Source organism: Kribbella sp. NPDC051770, from assembly GCF_040681455.1.
In the GTDB taxonomy this organism is placed as follows: Bacteria; Actinomycetota; Actinomycetes; order Propionibacteriales; family Kribbellaceae; genus Kribbella.
This window is the reverse complement of sequence record NZ_JBFAYT010000003.1, coordinates 507303-522743: the sequence shown is the minus strand read 5'-3', so window position 1 is coordinate 522743 and position 15441 is coordinate 507303. Positions and strand designations below refer to the sequence as shown.

Here is a 15441-nt window from a genome sequence, read left to right as displayed (position 1 = left end):
GGTGGGAGGTGATGGGGTCGGTCGGGGAGGTATCTTGCTGAAAGCAGCCCTCCCAGAGAGTGCGGAGGGCGGAAGTGTCTTCCTGTCGACGATTCGCTGCTCGCGGTGTGGGCGGAAGATGCAGGTCGCTCCGAGGAGTCACGCGATCTTCTACCGGTGTGCCGCTCGGAGCCTGCTGCCGGAGGCCAAGGTGGCACTCGAGCACCCGCCGACCGTGTACGTCCGCGAGGACCACCTCACGCGGCCGGTGAACAAGTGAATCGCTCGGCTGTTCAGTCGCGCACCTGGCGGACACCGTGGATGCTCTCGTCGGCGCCGAAGACGAGGAAGGCGCAGGCAGGCTGCAGCTCGTCGGCGGATCGCTGAGGCGGAAGCAACGATGAAGCGGCTACAGCGCGCGCTCGATGCTGGGTGGGATCCGGACAGGTTGACGAGTCAGTACAACGCCGCTGCCCTGGACAAGCGGGCGGCTGAGGCGGCGATGGCCGCGATTCAGCCGGCCCAGCGGCTGACGGTCGGCGATGTCACGAAGATGATCGCTGAGCTGGGTGACATGGCCCGCGTGCTGAACAGCGCAGGTCGGGGCGACCTGGCCGAGCTCTACAAGGCACTCGGACTGGCGATCACATTACGACGACAAAGCAACGGGCTGATGTCTCCATCAGCCCGCGTGTGGCCAAGGTCGGCGTCCGAGGGCGAACACGCACCTTAACCACACGCTTGGGACATGGTCATTGACCGCGGGTGACCGATGACCTGGAGGCTTCTGGGCAGATCGCGCACACGGGCGCGTGGTCCGGGGTACTCGGCTCACGAAGTTTGGATGGAGACCATCCGGGCCTCGGAACGGTGTCACATCGGTGCCTGGTCGCGGTTCTTCAGTGATCTGTACCTGAGGTACGAGAGTCCCCCGACGGCGATCACGAAAACAACGACTCCGGCGATCACCCACGGGGTGCCGCTCCAGTCGTCGGGATCGCCGTCGGTGTCGCCGGGCGGTGCCGGGATCGGTGTGGTCGTTGCTCCCAGCGTCGGGCCGGTGGGGTCCGCGGCGACCGCGTACGGCGTACTGAGCCACAGCGCCGCGAGCGCACCGACCAGCAGCGCCGTCGCGGTCAGTCTGCCCGACCCGCGCCGTAGATGCTCCGTCCTCGTCAACTGACCGCTCACACCCTCCGGGTATCCCACCCGGAGGCAATCAAACTCCCGGGCTCGATGGGTACCTGGGACGGTATGAGAACTCGATGGCTGTTCGGCGACCAGCTGGGACCGCACTTCCTCGACGAGCCCGGGCAGCCGGCGCTGATGATCGAGTCGCGCGGCGTGTTCACGCGCCGTCGGTTCCATCGCCAGAAGGCGCACCTGGTGCTGTCGGCGATGCGGCACCGGGCCGCGGAGCTCGGGGACCAGGTCCGCTACCTGAAGGCCGGGACCTATCGCGAGGCACTCGCCGAGGTCAGCGGCGACCTGTCCGTCTGCGCGCCGACCTCGTACGCCGCCGACCGGTTCGTCCGGAGCCTGGACGGCGTGGAGGTGCTGCCGGCCCGTGGGTTCTGCACGAGTCGGGACGACTTCGCGCAGTGGGCTTCGCGGCGTGGCTCGAAGCGGCTGCTGATGGAGGACTTCTACCGCGAGGCCCGGGTCCGGCTCGAGGTCCTCATGGATGGCTCGAACCCCACTGGAGGGCAGTGGAACTTCGACCACGACAACCGCGAACCCCCGCCGCACCAACCCACGCTGGGCCTGACCGAGCCGTGGTGGCCCCACGAGGACGAGATCGACGACGAGGTCCGGGCGGATCTCGACCGCTGGGAGCGCGACGGCGACGTACGGTTCACCGGTCAGGACGGACCGCGGCGCTTCGCCGCCACCAGGCGGGAGGCTTTGCACGTACTCCGCGACTTCGTCGCGCACCGGCTGCCGGCGTTCGGTCCGCACGAGGACGCGATGCTGACCGGCGACGACTGGATGGCGCACTCGTTGCTCTCAGCACCTTTGAACCTCGGCCTGCTCGATCCGCTCGAGGCCGTCGAACGAGCTGAGGACGCCTACCGGACGGGTGCCGCGCCGTTGAGCTCGGTGGAAGGGTTCGTCCGGCAGCTGATCGGCTGGCGCGACTACATCTGGCACCTGTACTGGCACTTCGGCGCCGACTACCGGCACCGCAACGCCCTCCTGGCCCGCCGGCACGTCCCGGACTGGTTCGCCGACCTCGACGCCGACGGCACCGTCGAAGCGCGCTGCCTGTCGGAAACCCTGCGCGGTGTCCGCGAGCACGGCTGGGTCCATCACATCCCGCGTCTGATGGTGCTCGGCAACTACGCAATGCAGCGCGGCTGGCGCCCGGACGAGGTCACCGACTGGTTCCACCGGTCGTTCGTCGACGGCTACGACTGGGTGATGGTGGCCAACGTCGTCGGGATGTCGCAGTACGCCGACGGCGGCCTGCTCGCCACCAAGCCGTACGCCGGCGGCGGCGCGTACATCGACCGGATGAGCGACTTCTGCGGGTCGTGCCGCTACGACCCGAAGGTCCGGGTCGGCGACGACGCCTGCCCGTTCACCGCCGGGTACTGGTGGTTCCTCGACCGCAACGCCGATCGCCTGCAGGGCAACCAGCGCATCGCCCGCCAGCTGTCGGCGCGCCAACGCCTCGACGACCTGCCCGACCTCGTCGACCAGGAGCAGAAACGCGGAAACGACGCCCCGTGATCCTCACGGCCGTGCCCAACTGCATCCGATCGGTGCCGTCCAACGACTACGACGTGCTGACCCAGGCCGTCGGCGCCGTACTGGCCGCCAAGCCGAACAGTCCGGTCAAGGTGCTCGCCGACGGCACCGTGCCACTGACCGCCTTCCTGCCGAGCGATCGCGCGTTCCAGTTGCTCGCCAAGGACCTGACCGGCAAGTGGTACCGCTCCGAAAGTCAGCTGTTCAGCGGCCTGGCGACCACGCTCGGCGTGGACACGATCGAGTCCGTTCTGCTGTACCACGTGATTCCGGGCGCGACGATCGGCAGCCGGACCGCCCTCAAGTCCGACGGCGCGAAGCTGACCACGGCGCTGCCCGGCGGGACCCTCGAGGTCGATGTCCTCAGCAAACGCTACCGGCTGATCCGGCTGATCGACGCCGACCGCAACGACGCCGACCCGTTGCTCAACCCGTACGCTCTGGACATCAACAAGGGCAACAAGCAGATCGCGCACGGCATCTGGCTGGTCCTTCGCCCGCTCGACATCTGAGTTCCGGCCCGCTCCTGAGGTCCGGTCCACTCGGTGTCGGCCCTCAGGAGCCGGCTGAACCAGGCCGCAAAGTTACTCATCGCCGCCGATGAGGCCCCAGTTGTGCCAGTCTTGGGTGCATGGCGTCCGGTGAGGACCCTGCTGAGGGCGAGGTCGCCCCGACGCAGCCCGTCGTTCCGGTGGGACATGTCTCCGCCCTGCTCGGGGTTCCGGCCATCACGCTGCGCAGCTGGGAGCTGCGCTACGGCATCGGCCCTTCGGAGCGCAGCCCCGGACAGCACCGGCGCTACACCGAGGCCGACATCGATCAGCTACGCACGATGCAGCGGCTCATCGGACGAGGCACGCCCCCGCGCGAGGCCGCGAGACTGAGCACCTCCGGCTACGCCACCGAACCATCGACTCGTGGCACCGACGTGATCGACCACTCCGTCCATCTGATCACCGCTGCGGAGTCTCTTGCGGTGGGTGAGATCGGGGATCATCTCGACAGCTGCCTCGAGGGCCGGGGCGTTCGGTGGACGTGGAACGAGGTTCTCGTACCGGCGTTCCGGCAGCTGGAGGCCCGCTTCGCCTCCGACGGCGACTGCACGGACATCGAGCTCGTCCTGGCCGGTGCCGCCGAGTCTGCTGTCGAGCGATACCTGGCCGGCGGACGCTTCGACCCGAAGGGCGATCGGCCGGTCCTGCTCGTCCACTGCCCGGCCGAACGACATTCCTTGCCGCTCGTCGCGCTTCGCGCGGTCCTGCTGGAGCGATCGCAGCCCGTCGTCCTGCTCGGGCCGGACACCACCCGAGCCGCGATCCTCGAGTTCGTCCAACGGGTCAGCCCACTGGTCGTGGTCCTCTGGTCAAGCATCAGACGAGCAAGCCAGGCGAGCCTGCTCTCCGCCGTGAGTGCGACCGGCAGGCCTGCGCTGCCGGCCGGACCAGGGTGGCCGAAACGACTGCATCCGCTGTCCAGCCTCGATGACGCCGCCGGCCGCCTGACCGCGCACTCCTGAACTTGTGCAATCGCAGCACCAGGCTTTACTTCACACCCGGCGGTGCATAAGTTTTGAATAAGTTCGACCGAACGGCGATCCATCAGCCAGGAGGTTGCGATGGCGGGCACGGAACTACCGGCACCGGTGGCGTGGCTGGACGACCGGACCGGGCTGTCCAAGCTCGGCAAGAAGAACCTGCGCAAGGTCTTCCCCGACCAATGGTCGTTCATGCTCGGTGAGATCGCCCTTTACAGCTTCATCATCCTGCTGCTGACCGGCGTCTTCCTCACCCTGTGGTTCAAGCCGTCGATGGCCGAGGTCGAGTACCAGGGCTCGTACAGCCTGCTCAAGGGCCTGCACATGTCCGAGGCGTACGAGTCGGCGCTGACCATCTCGTTCGACATCCGCGGTGGGCTGCTGATGCGGCAGATCCACCACTGGGCGGCCGTGCTGTTCGTCGCGGCGATGAGCGTGCACCTGCTGCGGGTCTTCTTCACCGGCGCGTTCCGCAAGCCACGCGAGCTGAACTGGCTGATCGGGATCGCGATGTTGTTCCTCGGCGTGGTCGAGGGGTTCATCGGGTACGGCCTGCCCGACGACCTGCTGTCCGGGACCGGGCTGCGGATCACCGAGGGCCTGGTCCTTGCCTCGCCCGTGATCGGCACCTGGCTGAGCTTCTTCATCTTCGGCGGCGAGTTCCCCGGCGACGACTTCGTGTCGCGGTTCTTCACCGTGCACGTGCTGCTGATCCCCGGGCTGCTGCTCGCACTGATCACCGTGCACCTGATGCTGGTCGTGTACCACAAGCACACGCAGTTCCCGGGTCCCGGCCGGACCGAGAAGAACGTGGTGGGGTTCCCGTTGCTTCCGGTGTACGCCGCCAAGGCCGGCGGGTTCTTCTTCGTGGTGTTCGGCGTCACCGCGGTGATGGGCGCGCTGCTGCAGATCAACCCGGTCTGGCTGTACGGCCCGTACAACCCGGCCGAGGTGACGGCAGGCTCCCAGCCCGACTGGTACATGGGCTGGCTGGACGGCGCCGTCCGATTGATGCCCGGCTTCGAGTCCCACTTCTGGGGCGTGACGCTGAGCTGGAACATCCTGCTGCCGGCACTGATCGTGCCGCCGCTGTTCATTCTGCTCGTCGCGCTGTACCCGTTCATCGAGCGGTGGATCACCGGTGACAAGCGCGAGCACCACCTGCTCGACCGGCCGCGCAACGTCCCGACCCGCACCGGCATCGGCGCCGCGTTCATCACCTTCTACGGCGTGCTGTGGCTGAACAGCGGCAACGACCTGATCGCAACCCACTTCCACAGCTCGATCAACACGATCACCTGGATCTGCCGGATCCTGGTGATCTTCGGGCCACCGATCGCCTTCTGGATCACGCGGAGAATCGCCATCTCGTTGCAGCGCGCCGACCGGGAACGGCTGCTGCACGGTCTGGAGACCGGCGTCATCATGCGCTCGCCGGATGGCGAGTACACCGAGCGGCACGCCCCGATCTCGAAGTACGAGGCGTACGCCCTGAGTGCTCGCGCCCAGGACGTGGTGCTCGACGAGGAGCCGGACACTGATCCGAACGGCGTCGCCCGGCCAGGTCGTCGCCTGCACCGCCTTCGCCGGGCACTCTCGCGGTTCTACTTCGCCGACACGACTCCCGAACTCACCGCGTCGGCCGACTCCCCCAAACAACTGAAGTCGGCCGACCATCGCTGAGTCCGAGCACGGCTGGTGGTTGGGGACGATCTGGTGACGGCCGTAGTGCCGGTATGCAACAGGAAGAAGGAACGATGGAGCGAGTTGTCCCCAACCCTGGCCAGGAGTCGGTCTGGGACTACCCGAGGCCACCACGGCTCGAACCGTCGACGGAGCACCTGATCGTCACGTACGGCGGTCGCGCGATCGCCGAGACCTCGCGCTCCTGGCGAGTGCTCGAAACCAGCCATCCGCCGACGTACTACCTGCCGCGATCCGCCTTCGTCGACGGAAGCCTGCGACCGGCCGCCGGATCGTCGTTCTGCGAATGGAAAGGTTCAGCAGCCTATCTGGACATCATCAGCGGCGATCGCGTCGCAGAACGTCAGGCCTGGTACTACCCACGACCCACCGAACCTTTCGCCGCCCTGCGCGACCACGTGGCGCTGTACCCGGGGGCCGTGGATCTGTGCACGGTCGACGGCGAGCCGGTGAAACCGCAACCCGGCGGCTTCTACGGCGGCTGGATCACCTCCCGCATCGTCGGTCCCTTCAAAGGCTCCCCCGGTACGAGCTTCTGGTGAGCTCGGCGCTTCACGCGACGATCAGGAGCAGACACGTGGAAACCACCTCCCCCGAACCTCCTCTGATCCTGACGCTCGGCCTCGACGAGCACAGCACCGCGATCTTCGACGACCTCCGCCGGCGTCACTTCCCCGCCCACCTCAACCGAGTCGGCGCACACCTCACCCTGTTCCACCAACTCCCGGGCGACCGGCTCGACAACGTTTTGGCGGACCTGCACGAGATCCGCCCCGCGCCGTTCGACCTGGTGGTCACCCGACCGCGCCTACTCGGCCGCGGCGTCGCGATCGATCTCCGCTCCGCGCAGCTCACCGTCCTGCACCGGCAACTGTCCGACCGGTGGCAGCCGTGGCTCGTACCGCAGGACCGGCAACCGTTTCGCCCACACATCACGGTCCAGAACAAGGTCGACCCAACTGAAGCCCGGCGCCTGCACTCGGATCTCGCCGAAGTCCGGCACTGGCCGACCGCTCTGGCCACCGACTGGTCGCTGTGGCGCTACCTGGGCGGCCCCTGGGCCGCCGAGGCCCAAGTCCCGTTCGGTCCGTAGGCCGACCGGTCATTCCGCCGTCCCTACCGGGGCAAGCGGTTCAGCACATCGGTCAACTGCTTCTCGGTGTCGTTGGCCACCTTCTCGAACACGACCTTGCTCAACGGCGCCGCCGCCTTGGCAACACCGTTGAACTCGATCTCGTTCGTGTAGGTGATCCGCGACCCGGTCCCGTCAGCGATCACCTCGATGGTCTCGGTCGAGGTCGCGGTGTCGTTCCGCCCCACGAGCACGACCCGGTCGTCGGACAGCTGCTCCAACGTGTAGGTCAACTCGGTCGACACACCCGCGATCTTCGAGCTGTTGTGCCACGAGGAACCAACCTGAACCGGCCCACCGTCGTTGCGAACGCAACGCTCGGTCCCCGGGTCCCACTCCTCGGCGTTCCCGAAATCCGCCAGATACGGTACGACGACGCCAGGCACGGCCTCGACCACGAACGTCCGTGACACGGTGGGCATCTACTCTCCCTCGACGAAGCTGCTGGAACCGCACCGGTTCCCCTGCAGGCCGTCCCCTACGCACACCGACCGCGGTCTGGTCGGACGATTCGTTCATGCCGACGCTCTCGTGAGCGCGGCCCGCACGACGGCCGCCGTTTCCGCGGGACGGGAGTAGAACGGCGAGTGCGAGGTGTCGAGCCGGCGGACGTTGCCGATGCGGGCTGCGAACTTCTCCCGCATCGCGACCGGCAGGCCGGCGTCGCGCTCGCCGATCACGTACGTGCCTGGTGTGGTGTGCCAAGCCGCCTGGGTGACGGGTTGCTGCATCGAGCTCAGGGATTGGGTCCCCAGGCTCCGCGCCGCGGCCTCCGCCTCCCGCGGGGGCAGGTCGTTGTAGAACACCTGCTCGGCGCCGAGCATCTCGACGTACCGCTCCTCGTGGACGCGCCAGTGCGGCGGATAGCTGCCGCCGCGGTTGCCGAGCATGGACTCGCCGACGTCGAGCACGAAGGAGTTCAGGTAGACGATGTGCCGCACCGCGCCGACTCCCGCGAGCCCTTGCGTGACAGGGACAGCGCCGTACGAATGGGCGCAGACGACGACCGGTTCGTCGACGGCGAGGACGAGATCCTTGATCGCCTGCGCGTCGTCGTACATGCTGCCCAGCCGATCGACGGACGGGAGCTGAATGGTGCGCACGTCGACGCCGGCGAGGTGCTCGATCAACGGGTTCCACATTTCCTGGTGGTGAAAGGCGCCGTGGACCAGGACGAGGGTGGGATATCGCATCGAAGACTCCTGGAGCTACTTGGCAACAGTGGCCACGGCCGAGGTACGGCGCAGCAGGGCGAGGCAGGTGAGCGCGCCGATCGAGGCCGTTGCCGCCGACCACCACCAGGCGTGCACGAAACGGGGCAGCGCAGCGAGGTCGAGCTGCGCGGATCCGACGATGACGACCAGGACGGCGACACCGAGGGTCAGGCCGATCTGCCGGTTCATCTGGACGATGGCGCTGCCGGTCGAGGTCTGGTGGCGGGCCAGGCCGCTGGTCGCCGTACCGAGCAGGGTCGGCGTCCACAGACCGGTGCCGATACCGCACAATATCCAGCCCGGCAGGACGTCGAGGTACTGCGGCTGCGCTCCCAGCGACGTACCGATCAGCACAGCGCCGAGGCCCAGAGCAACGCCGCCCAGAGCGGCGACCAGACCGGCCGGCATCCTGGCGGTGAATCGCCGCAGACCGAGTGAGGCCACCGAGACCATGATCGGCCCGGGCGAGATCGCCAGGCCGGTGCGGATCGCGGACCAGCCCCAAGCCTCCTGCATCCAGAACACCAGTCCGAGCAACTGCAGCCCGAATGCCAGCGCCAGCAGGAAGGTCGCGATGTTGGCCCAGGCGAAGGTCCGGTCCCGGAACAGGGCCAGATCGATCACCGGAGAACTCGCGCGGGCCGAGCGCAGGACGGTCGCGGCGATCGCCACGACGGACACCACGAAAGCGCCGCCGATCGCGGCACTCCCCCAGCCCCAGGTCGGTCCCTGCACCAGGGCGAGCGTCAGCGCCCCGATCCCCACCATGAGGAACCCACCGCCCAGCAGGTCCGGCCTGCTCGCATCCGGGTGGTGCCGCGGGTCCGGCGCCGTCCACACCGCCACGATGAGGGCGAGCAGAGCGATCGGCACGTTCACGATGAAGATCCAGCGCCACGACGCCTCCACCAGCAGGCCGCCGAGCGTCGGACCGGCTGACGCCCCGAGAGAACCACTGATCGCCCAGATCTGGATCGACCGGGCGACGCGGTCCTTCGGCATGCCGTTGAGGATGAGCGCCAGACTGGTCGGCACAATCGCCGCGCCGCCGACCGCCTGGACAGCCCGCAACGCGACCAGCAGCCAGACGTTCCCGGCCAGGGCCGCGCCCAGACTGCCGGCGCCGAAGACCGCCAGCCCGAAACAGAAGGTTGCCTTCACGCCGTACCGGTCGGCCAGGCGGCCGGCGGGAACCAGAAGTGCCGCGAACACGATCGCGTACGCGTTCAGGATCCAGCTCAGATCCGCGAGCGCACTGTGCTGCAGAGCCGCGCCGATCGGCCGCAGCCCGACGTTGACGATGAAGACGTCCAGCGTGGTCATGAACGTGGCCGTGCACAGCAGGGCGAGCAGGACCGCCGGTCGCTGCGAGCGCGTTCCAGTCATCAGATGGCATCCTCTAACTATGTATAGTGACCTACATAGTATCGGTCCACGATGGCTGACCCAACAGCCAACCCGCCCCTGCGGCCGCTGAGAGGAGCCCCATGCACGCCAAGACGTCGTACAGCACGGCCGAGCTCACCCAAGCCCTCACCCAGCTGTTCGAGCGCAACGACACCAGCGCGATCAGACCGATGCTCCGCGAGGACCTGACCCTGAAGCTGCCGGCCTCGTTGCCGTACGGCGGCGAGTTCACCGGCATCAAGCCGTTCGAGGACCTGTTCGTCGGCCCACCCGGCGGAGACGCGGTCTGGGAATCCTTCGACATTCGGGTCGACCGAGTCATCGAGGCCGACGGATACCTGGTCGTCCAACTCACCGACACCGTCATCCCGAGAGCGACTGGCAGGCAGAAGGTCATCCACAACCTCTGGCTGTTCGAAATCACCGCCGGCCGCATCTCGCAAGCCCAGCTGTACGCCGACACCGCCGCCGCCACCGGCGCGTGAGAAGGAGAATTATGAACACCGAACTGATCTACTCCGACGCCTCGGCCCTCGCCGAGTTGATCCGCACCGGGAAGATGACCTCGGTCGAGGTCGTCCAGGCGCATCTCGACCGGATCCGCGCCGTCGATCCGCAGCTGAACGCGATCGTCACGCTCAACGAGAACGCCCTCGACGAAGCACGGGCGGCCGACGAGGCACTGACCGCGGGGCAAGCGGTCGGCCCGTTCCACGGCGTGCCGTTCACCGTGAAGGATTCGATCGACACCGCCGGCGTCCTCACCCAGCGCGGATCGCCGATCTTCGCGGGACGCGTTCCCGGCGCCGACGCCACGAGCGTCGCGCGAATGAAGGCAGCCGGCGGCATCCTGCTCGCCAAGACGAACCTGCCCGAGTTCTCCTACGCCTGCGAGAGCGACAACCTACTCACCGGTACGACGAACAACCCGTGGAACCTCGAGCGAACCCCGGGCGGGTCCAGCGGCGGTGAGTCCGCCGCGATCGCGGCCGGGTTGAGCCCGATCGGGCTCGGCACCGACCTGACGATCTCGGTGCGCGGCCCGGCGTCCCTGACCGGCATCGTGGCGCTAAAGCCGACGTACGGCCGGGTTCCGATGACCGGGATCTGGCCGCGCGAACCCCGCCGGGTGTGGCACGTCGGCCCCATGGCCCGCTCGGTCCGTGACGTCGCGCTGGCGTACTCCGTGCTCAACGGCCCGGACGGCCACGACGGCGCGTCGGTCGCTCCGCACGGGTATGACGCCGGGACCGGTACGTCGCGGCAACTGCGCGTCGGGTGGTTCGTCGACTCCGGGCTCGGGCCGGTCGACCCGGAGGTCGCCGAGACCGTCCGGAACGCCGCCAAGGCGCTCGAGGCGGCCGGCGTACAGGTCGAGGAAGTCTCGATTCCCGCACTGCGCGCCGACACCCCGCTCGCGCTGTTCTACAAGCAGCACGTCAACGAGCTCAAGCCGGCCGTCGCCGCGGCAACGGCTGGGCACGAGGACCAGATGTACAAGTACACGAAAGCCTTGATGGCGACACCGCTCACGCCAGTGGAGGAGTACGTCGACGTCGAGCAGGCCTTCGACCGGATTCGCGACGGGTACGCCGAGTACTTCTCCCGGTACGACGCCGTCGTGCTACCGGTACTGCCGATCCCGGCCTACCCGCACGGCGCATCGGAGTTCGTCGTCGACGGACAGACCGTCGACGCAGGCCACATCCAGTCGTACACGGTCCAGTTCAACGTGACCGGGCTGCCCGCGCTGTCGATGCGCTTCGGGACCAGCTCGGAGGGGCTGCCGATCGGCGTACAGGTTGCTGCCACGTGGCATGCCGAGTCGACCGTCCTGCACATCGGCGGCCTTCTCGAAGAGGCCAGCGCGGTCCGGGACCTGCATCCCGAGATCTGAGCGAGCGGGGTCCGGCACTCGCTGACGGACCCCGCTACTCCGGCCCGAGCAAGGCGGCGACGTGATCGCGGGCCTCTTCGAGTGGACGCGGGTCGTTGAGCGTCTGCGAACGGCTGATCGCGCCGTCGTACAACAGCGAAATCAAGGCTCCGACCTGGTCGGGATTCTCGACGCCCGCACCGGCGACCAGCTGCTGCAGCCGCTCCTGGAACGCCCGTTTGTGCCGTACGGCGGCGCGATGCGGCGCACTGCCCGGCTCGGGGAACTCGGTCGACGCGGCAACGAACGGACAGGCGCCGATCGGGCCGTCGCTACTGGTCCGGGCGAACAGGGCGAGGATCTGCCCGCGCGCATCCTCGTCCGACCCGAGCTGCTCGGTGAACATCCGCCGGTCGCGTTGCTGCAGGTACGCGTCGATCAGCTCGGACTTGTCGCGGAAGTGCTTGTAGAGCGTGCGTTTCGACACCGGCGCCGCGGCCGCCACCGCCTCCATCTGAGTGGCGACGATCCCCTGCGCGCGGAACAACCGCGTCGCCGCGGTCAGGATCCGCTCCCGGGCACCGCGACCGGCCGCCGGTCTCACCGTCTCGGTCATCTCAGAAGTGTACGCCGCCGTTTACCTACGTCCATCATCCCGATATGCTCCTGGTAAACGACGCCGTTTACATAAGGATCGAGATCATCGACACCCACCAGCGTCTCCCGCTGAACCTCTTCGGCATGCCGCTCGGGATGGCGGGACTCGGCGGCGCCTGGTCAGCCGCCGCGACCGCCGTCCACGCACCCACCTGGCCCGCCGAGATCTTCTTCGGCGTCAGCGACGCGCTCTGGCTCGCCTTTGTGATCACGTACCTGCGCGGCGGCCTGCGGACGCGCGGCGCGTTCGGCGACGACCTGCGGCATCCGATGAGCGGGCCGTTCGCGTCGGTGATCCCGCTCGTCGCCGTGCTGCTGTCCGCGCATTACACGGCGTACAGCTTCACGGTGTTCGCCTGGATCTGCGGCGCGGCGATCGTGGCGCTGGCCGTAGTCGTCGCCCAGTTGATCGCTCACTGGCTGAGCGGCGCCGTCGATCTCCGGACGATCCATCCGGGGTACTACATCCCCGCGGTCGCCGGACCGTTCATCGCCAGTATCGGGCTGTCGACCATCGGGCTGCGATCCCTCGCCATCGCCGCCATCGGCGCGGGGTTGTTCTTCTGGGTCGCGATGACCGCGATCGTCGCCGTACGGATGCTCGTCGGCGAACGGCTCCCCGACGCGCTCCGGCCGGCGATGACCGCGTTCGTCGCCGGCACCTCAACCGCCAACCTCGCCTGGATCATCGCCCACCCCGGACGTGTCGACCAGGCGCAGGAGCTGATGACCGGCGTCCTCATCCTGATGCTGCTCGTGCAAGGCGCGCTGATCGGCGAGTACCGCACCCTCACCTTCAACGGCGGCTGGTGGATCTTCACCTTCCCGCTCGCATCGACAGCCAACTACGCGATCCGCTGGTTCTCCGCGGTCCGGCCGCCCGGCTGGTCGGCGTACGTCTGGGTGGCACTGGGATGCACCACTGCGTTCATCCTTTTCGTTGCGGTGCGCACCATCGAGACGACTGTTCGAGCGCGAGAAGCCCGCCGCGTCGCGTGAGGGCGCGACGCGACGGGCAGTTCTGGGTCAGGCGCCTGGGTCGAAGACGGTCACCTGTGAGGTCCGGCGGGCTCGGAAGCCCATCCGCTCGTAGAGACCGATCGCGCCGGCATTCGTCGCGGCGACATGCAGGAACGGCTCCTCGCCTCGAATGCGGATGCCGCCGATCACACGTTCCATCAGGGCACGGCCGAGGCCGCGTCCCCGGTAGGTCTCATCGGTGCACACCGCACTGACCTCGGTCCAGCCGCCTGGGCGCAGGCGTTCTCCTGCCATGGCGATGAGAACGCCGTTGTCGCGGACCCCGAAGTACGAACCGAGCCGGTGGGTCCGCGCCGCGAACGGACCGGGTTTGGTGCGTTGGGCCAGCTCGAGCATCTCCGGAGCGTCGTTGTCGTCCAGCGGCACGATCTTCACGTCGGGCTCCTCGACGGCGCGGTTCACACCCAGGCCGATCATCTGGACGACCGTCAGATCGCGGATCAGCGCCCAACTCCGCGGCGCTGGAGGTGGGTCGATCAGGGTGACCGGGTCGCCTCCAGCCAGCTCGCTCAGTCGTGCCCAGTCCTCAGCCGTAGCGTCGGCCGGGATCGCCATGAACGGTGAGACGTCTGCCGGGTAGCGAGCGACCCGGCCGGAGGTGACGGCCAGGTGGTGATGTGGGCCGGCGAGCGACCGTAGTACGGAGTTGTCGATCATCGAGTCACCAGTTCAGCGGTGCTGCGACGAACGGCTGATCCTCAGGTGCTGCTTTGCGGGCCTGCAGCTGCGCGATGGCGGCCTCGCCGACGGGGATGCGGAACGGTACGTCGCTGCTCTCGATCGCGTCGGCGACAACGGTCGCGAACTCCTCGACGGTGACCGGCGCGGTCCGGAACCCGGCGAGCTGCTCCAGCATCGGGAAGTACGGGTCGTCCTCGTCGAGGAACACCTTCGCCCGCTCGGCGCCGCCCGATGACACCGCACCCGGCTCGAACACCTGCACCTCGACGCCGAAGTGCCGCACCTCGATCGCGAGGCTCTCCGCGATTCCCTCCAGCGCCCACTTCGACGCCGAGTACGGCCCGATCAGCGGGATCGCGAGCCTGCCCTGCACGCTGGAGACGAACGCGATCCGTCCTGACCCGCGCCCGCGCATCTGCGGCAGCACCGCCTGCGCGACGCGCAGCGCGCCGAAGGTGTTCAGCTCGAACAGCCGGCTCACCTCGTCCAGCGGAACCGTCTCGAGCGGAGCACGGACGGTCGCACCGGCGTTGCTGATCAGCACGTCGACGCGCCCGGCGGCCGCGATCGCGGTCTCGACGGACGCCTGGTCGGTGACGTCGAGCTGGAGGTTCTGCGCGGCCGGAACGTCGTCGAGCGACGAGAGATCCCGGGCGGTCGCGATGACCTCGTGGCCGCGCTTCGACAGCTCGACCACGAGGCCGCGGCCGATGCCGCGTGAGGCGCCGGTGATGAGTACACGTGCCATGACTCTCGCCCTTTCATCGGTTTACTATGTAGTCCATCATACATAGTACGTGTTGCTGAAAGGGGAGCTTCTCCGGCGGACTCGAGTCAGCGGATGGTCTTCTCGTACGCCAGCAGAGCAGCCTTCACCGCGTCCCAAGGGCTCGTACTGCGGAACGCTCGCGCGGTGATCATCGCGCCTTCCACGCCCGCGACGACCGCGTCCGCAAGACTCCGGGCGGCGGCACGGTCAATGCCGAAGGCAACGAAGTGGAACGCGACCCGATCGACCATCTCCGTAAATCCGCGCCTGCTCGTCCCGGCAACCTCCTCGAGGTCGTGCGGCCCCTCGGTGACCAGCGGCGCCAGGCCGCAGCCTCGCGAGAAATCGCTGGCCAGCATGCCGTCCCGGCCGGCGTCGACGTACCACCCGATCAGTTCTGCCGCCGAGGAGGACTCGGCCGCGAACTCGTCGATCATCCGTACCTGCTGATGAGCATGGGAAGCGGCCGCCTCGACCGCCAGTTGCGCCTTGCCCCCGGGAAAGTGGAAGTACACCGACCCCTTCGGCGCCCCGCTGCGCTCCAGGACGTCAGAGATCGCCGTCGCGTTCAGCCCGCGCTCACGGATCAGTCCCCGAGCCGCATCGATCATTTTCTGCCGGGCGTCACTTCTCCGTGGCATGGCACGTTCTCCTCACAGGTATATATCCTGTCTTACATACTACGCGGAGAATCAA

General features: G+C 67.9%; 19 protein-coding genes. 11 read left to right on the top strand and 8 right to left on the bottom strand.

Features of this window, described 5'->3' with window-relative positions; genetic code table 11:
- Window positions 1-118 precede the first annotated feature (118 nt).
- Window positions 119-259, top strand: a complete 141-nt coding sequence (locus tag AB0M01_RS13815) for a hypothetical protein (protein ID WP_363669060.1) — start codon at window positions 119-121, stop codon at window positions 257-259.
- Window positions 260-379: 120 nt separating this feature from the next.
- Window positions 380-712, top strand: coding sequence for a hypothetical protein (locus tag AB0M01_RS13810; protein WP_363669058.1), 333 nt, complete (start codon window positions 380-382; stop codon window positions 710-712).
- Between the two features lie 140 nt (window positions 713-852).
- Here AB0M01_RS13810 and AB0M01_RS13805 read toward each other — a convergent pair whose 3' ends face one another.
- Window positions 853-1170 (bottom strand): hypothetical protein, encoded by a 318-nt coding sequence (locus AB0M01_RS13805; protein ID WP_363669056.1) that lies wholly within the window; start codon window positions 1168-1170, stop codon window positions 853-855.
- Between the two features lie 63 nt (window positions 1171-1233).
- On the opposite strand from AB0M01_RS13805, the gene AB0M01_RS13800 reads away from it, so the two are divergent.
- The 6 genes from AB0M01_RS13800 to AB0M01_RS13775 all read left to right on the top strand — a co-directional run bounded on the left by AB0M01_RS13800 (window position 1234) and on the right by AB0M01_RS13775 (window position 7061).
- Window positions 1234-2712: a cryptochrome/photolyase family protein gene (locus AB0M01_RS13800; protein ID WP_363669054.1), complete on the top strand. Its 1479-nt coding sequence runs from the start codon at window positions 1234-1236 to the stop codon at window positions 2710-2712.
- Between the two features lie 11 nt (window positions 2713-2723).
- Window positions 2724-3242 (top strand): fasciclin domain-containing protein, encoded by a 519-nt coding sequence (locus AB0M01_RS13795; protein ID WP_363669052.1) that lies wholly within the window; start codon window positions 2724-2726, stop codon window positions 3240-3242.
- A 119-nt stretch (window positions 3243-3361) separates the two neighbouring features.
- Complete coding sequence (locus AB0M01_RS13790) at window positions 3362-4246, top strand: MerR family transcriptional regulator (protein ID WP_363669050.1); 885 nt, start codon at window positions 3362-3364, stop codon at window positions 4244-4246.
- Between the two features lie 99 nt (window positions 4247-4345).
- Complete coding sequence (locus tag AB0M01_RS13785) at window positions 4346-5947, top strand: cytochrome bc complex cytochrome b subunit (protein WP_363669048.1); 1602 nt, start codon at window positions 4346-4348, stop codon at window positions 5945-5947.
- Window positions 5948-6021: 74 nt separating this feature from the next.
- On the top strand, window positions 6022-6510 hold the full coding sequence (locus AB0M01_RS13780; RefSeq protein WP_363669046.1) for a DUF427 domain-containing protein: 489 nt from the start codon (window positions 6022-6024) through the stop codon (window positions 6508-6510).
- 35 nt (window positions 6511-6545) lie between these two features.
- The gene (locus tag AB0M01_RS13775) at window positions 6546-7061 is read left to right on the top strand and encodes a 2'-5' RNA ligase family protein (protein WP_363669044.1); all 516 of its coding nucleotides are present in this window, start codon (window positions 6546-6548) and stop codon (window positions 7059-7061) included.
- 23 nt (window positions 7062-7084) lie between these two features.
- Here the strand turns inward: AB0M01_RS13775 and AB0M01_RS13770 are convergent, their stop codons facing one another.
- From AB0M01_RS13770 to AB0M01_RS13760, 3 genes are all read right to left on the bottom strand, one after another.
- The gene (locus AB0M01_RS13770) at window positions 7085-7522 is read right to left on the bottom strand and encodes an SRPBCC family protein (protein ID WP_363669042.1); all 438 of its coding nucleotides are present in this window, start codon (window positions 7520-7522) and stop codon (window positions 7085-7087) included.
- A gap of 93 nt (window positions 7523-7615) precedes the next feature.
- A complete protein-coding gene (locus AB0M01_RS13765) occupies window positions 7616-8293 on the bottom strand; it encodes an alpha/beta hydrolase (protein WP_363669040.1) in 678 nt (225 codons plus the stop codon).
- A gap of 15 nt (window positions 8294-8308) precedes the next feature.
- Window positions 8309-9700 carry an MFS transporter gene (locus AB0M01_RS13760; protein WP_363669038.1) on the bottom strand — a complete coding sequence of 464 codons (1392 nt, stop codon included), beginning with the start codon at window positions 9698-9700 and terminating at the stop codon, window positions 8309-8311.
- A gap of 101 nt (window positions 9701-9801) precedes the next feature.
- Between AB0M01_RS13760 and AB0M01_RS13755 the strand changes: the two genes are divergently transcribed.
- Together AB0M01_RS13755 and AB0M01_RS13750 are read left to right on the top strand one after the other, a co-directional pair.
- A complete protein-coding gene (locus tag AB0M01_RS13755; protein ID WP_363669036.1) occupies window positions 9802-10206 on the top strand; it encodes a nuclear transport factor 2 family protein in 405 nt (134 codons plus the stop codon).
- An 11-nt stretch (window positions 10207-10217) separates the two neighbouring features.
- The gene (locus tag AB0M01_RS13750; protein ID WP_363669034.1) at window positions 10218-11618 is read left to right on the top strand and encodes an amidase; all 1401 of its coding nucleotides are present in this window, start codon (window positions 10218-10220) and stop codon (window positions 11616-11618) included.
- A 34-nt stretch (window positions 11619-11652) separates the two neighbouring features.
- On the opposite strand, the gene AB0M01_RS13745 is transcribed toward AB0M01_RS13750, so the two are convergent.
- Complete coding sequence (locus AB0M01_RS13745; RefSeq protein ID WP_363669032.1) at window positions 11653-12213, bottom strand: helix-turn-helix domain-containing protein; 561 nt, start codon at window positions 12211-12213, stop codon at window positions 11653-11655.
- Between the two features lie 44 nt (window positions 12214-12257).
- On the opposite strand from AB0M01_RS13745, the gene AB0M01_RS13740 reads away from it, so the two are divergent.
- Window positions 12258-13253: a hypothetical protein gene (locus AB0M01_RS13740; RefSeq protein WP_363669030.1), complete on the top strand. Its 996-nt coding sequence runs from the start codon at window positions 12258-12260 to the stop codon at window positions 13251-13253.
- A gap of 27 nt (window positions 13254-13280) precedes the next feature.
- Here the strand turns inward: AB0M01_RS13740 and AB0M01_RS13735 are convergent, their stop codons facing one another.
- The 3 genes from AB0M01_RS13735 to AB0M01_RS13725 form a co-directional block, all read right to left on the bottom strand.
- Window positions 13281-13952, bottom strand: coding sequence for a GNAT family N-acetyltransferase (locus AB0M01_RS13735; protein ID WP_363669028.1), 672 nt, complete (start codon window positions 13950-13952; stop codon window positions 13281-13283).
- Between the two features lie 4 nt (window positions 13953-13956).
- The gene (locus AB0M01_RS13730; RefSeq protein WP_363669026.1) at window positions 13957-14724 is read right to left on the bottom strand and encodes an SDR family oxidoreductase; all 768 of its coding nucleotides are present in this window, start codon (window positions 14722-14724) and stop codon (window positions 13957-13959) included.
- 86 nt (window positions 14725-14810) lie between these two features.
- A complete protein-coding gene (locus tag AB0M01_RS13725) occupies window positions 14811-15386 on the bottom strand; it encodes a TetR/AcrR family transcriptional regulator (RefSeq protein ID WP_363669024.1) in 576 nt (191 codons plus the stop codon).
- Between the last annotated feature and the right edge of the window lie 55 nt (window positions 15387-15441).

Coding starts and splice junctions, on each gene's coding strand:
- AB0M01_RS13725 (WP_363669024.1), bottom strand. CDS start 15,386: ATGCCACGGAGAAGTGACGCCCGGCAGAAAATGATCGATGCGGCTCGG.
- AB0M01_RS13785 (WP_363669048.1), top strand. CDS start 4,346: ATGGCGGGCACGGAACTACCGGCACCGGTGGCGTGGCTGGACGACCGG.
- AB0M01_RS13780 (WP_363669046.1), top strand. CDS start 6,022: ATGGAGCGAGTTGTCCCCAACCCTGGCCAGGAGTCGGTCTGGGACTAC.
- AB0M01_RS13740 (WP_363669030.1), top strand. CDS start 12,258: ATGCTCCTGGTAAACGACGCCGTTTACATAAGGATCGAGATCATCGAC.
- AB0M01_RS13765 (WP_363669040.1), bottom strand. CDS start 8,293: ATGCGATATCCCACCCTCGTCCTGGTCCACGGCGCCTTTCACCACCAG.
- AB0M01_RS13745 (WP_363669032.1), bottom strand. CDS start 12,213: ATGACCGAGACGGTGAGACCGGCGGCCGGTCGCGGTGCCCGGGAGCGG.
- AB0M01_RS13755 (WP_363669036.1), top strand. CDS start 9,802: ATGCACGCCAAGACGTCGTACAGCACGGCCGAGCTCACCCAAGCCCTC.
- AB0M01_RS13730 (WP_363669026.1), bottom strand. CDS start 14,724: ATGGCACGTGTACTCATCACCGGCGCCTCACGCGGCATCGGCCGCGGC.
- AB0M01_RS13810 (WP_363669058.1), top strand. CDS start 380: ATGAAGCGGCTACAGCGCGCGCTCGATGCTGGGTGGGATCCGGACAGG.
- AB0M01_RS13770 (WP_363669042.1), bottom strand. CDS start 7,522: ATGCCCACCGTGTCACGGACGTTCGTGGTCGAGGCCGTGCCTGGCGTC.
- AB0M01_RS13735 (WP_363669028.1), bottom strand. CDS start 13,952: ATGATCGACAACTCCGTACTACGGTCGCTCGCCGGCCCACATCACCAC.
- AB0M01_RS13815 (WP_363669060.1), top strand. CDS start 119: ATGCAGGTCGCTCCGAGGAGTCACGCGATCTTCTACCGGTGTGCCGCT.
- AB0M01_RS13790 (WP_363669050.1), top strand. CDS start 3,362: ATGGCGTCCGGTGAGGACCCTGCTGAGGGCGAGGTCGCCCCGACGCAG.
- AB0M01_RS13760 (WP_363669038.1), bottom strand. CDS start 9,700: ATGACTGGAACGCGCTCGCAGCGACCGGCGGTCCTGCTCGCCCTGCTG.
- AB0M01_RS13800 (WP_363669054.1), top strand. CDS start 1,234: ATGAGAACTCGATGGCTGTTCGGCGACCAGCTGGGACCGCACTTCCTC.
- AB0M01_RS13750 (WP_363669034.1), top strand. CDS start 10,218: ATGAACACCGAACTGATCTACTCCGACGCCTCGGCCCTCGCCGAGTTG.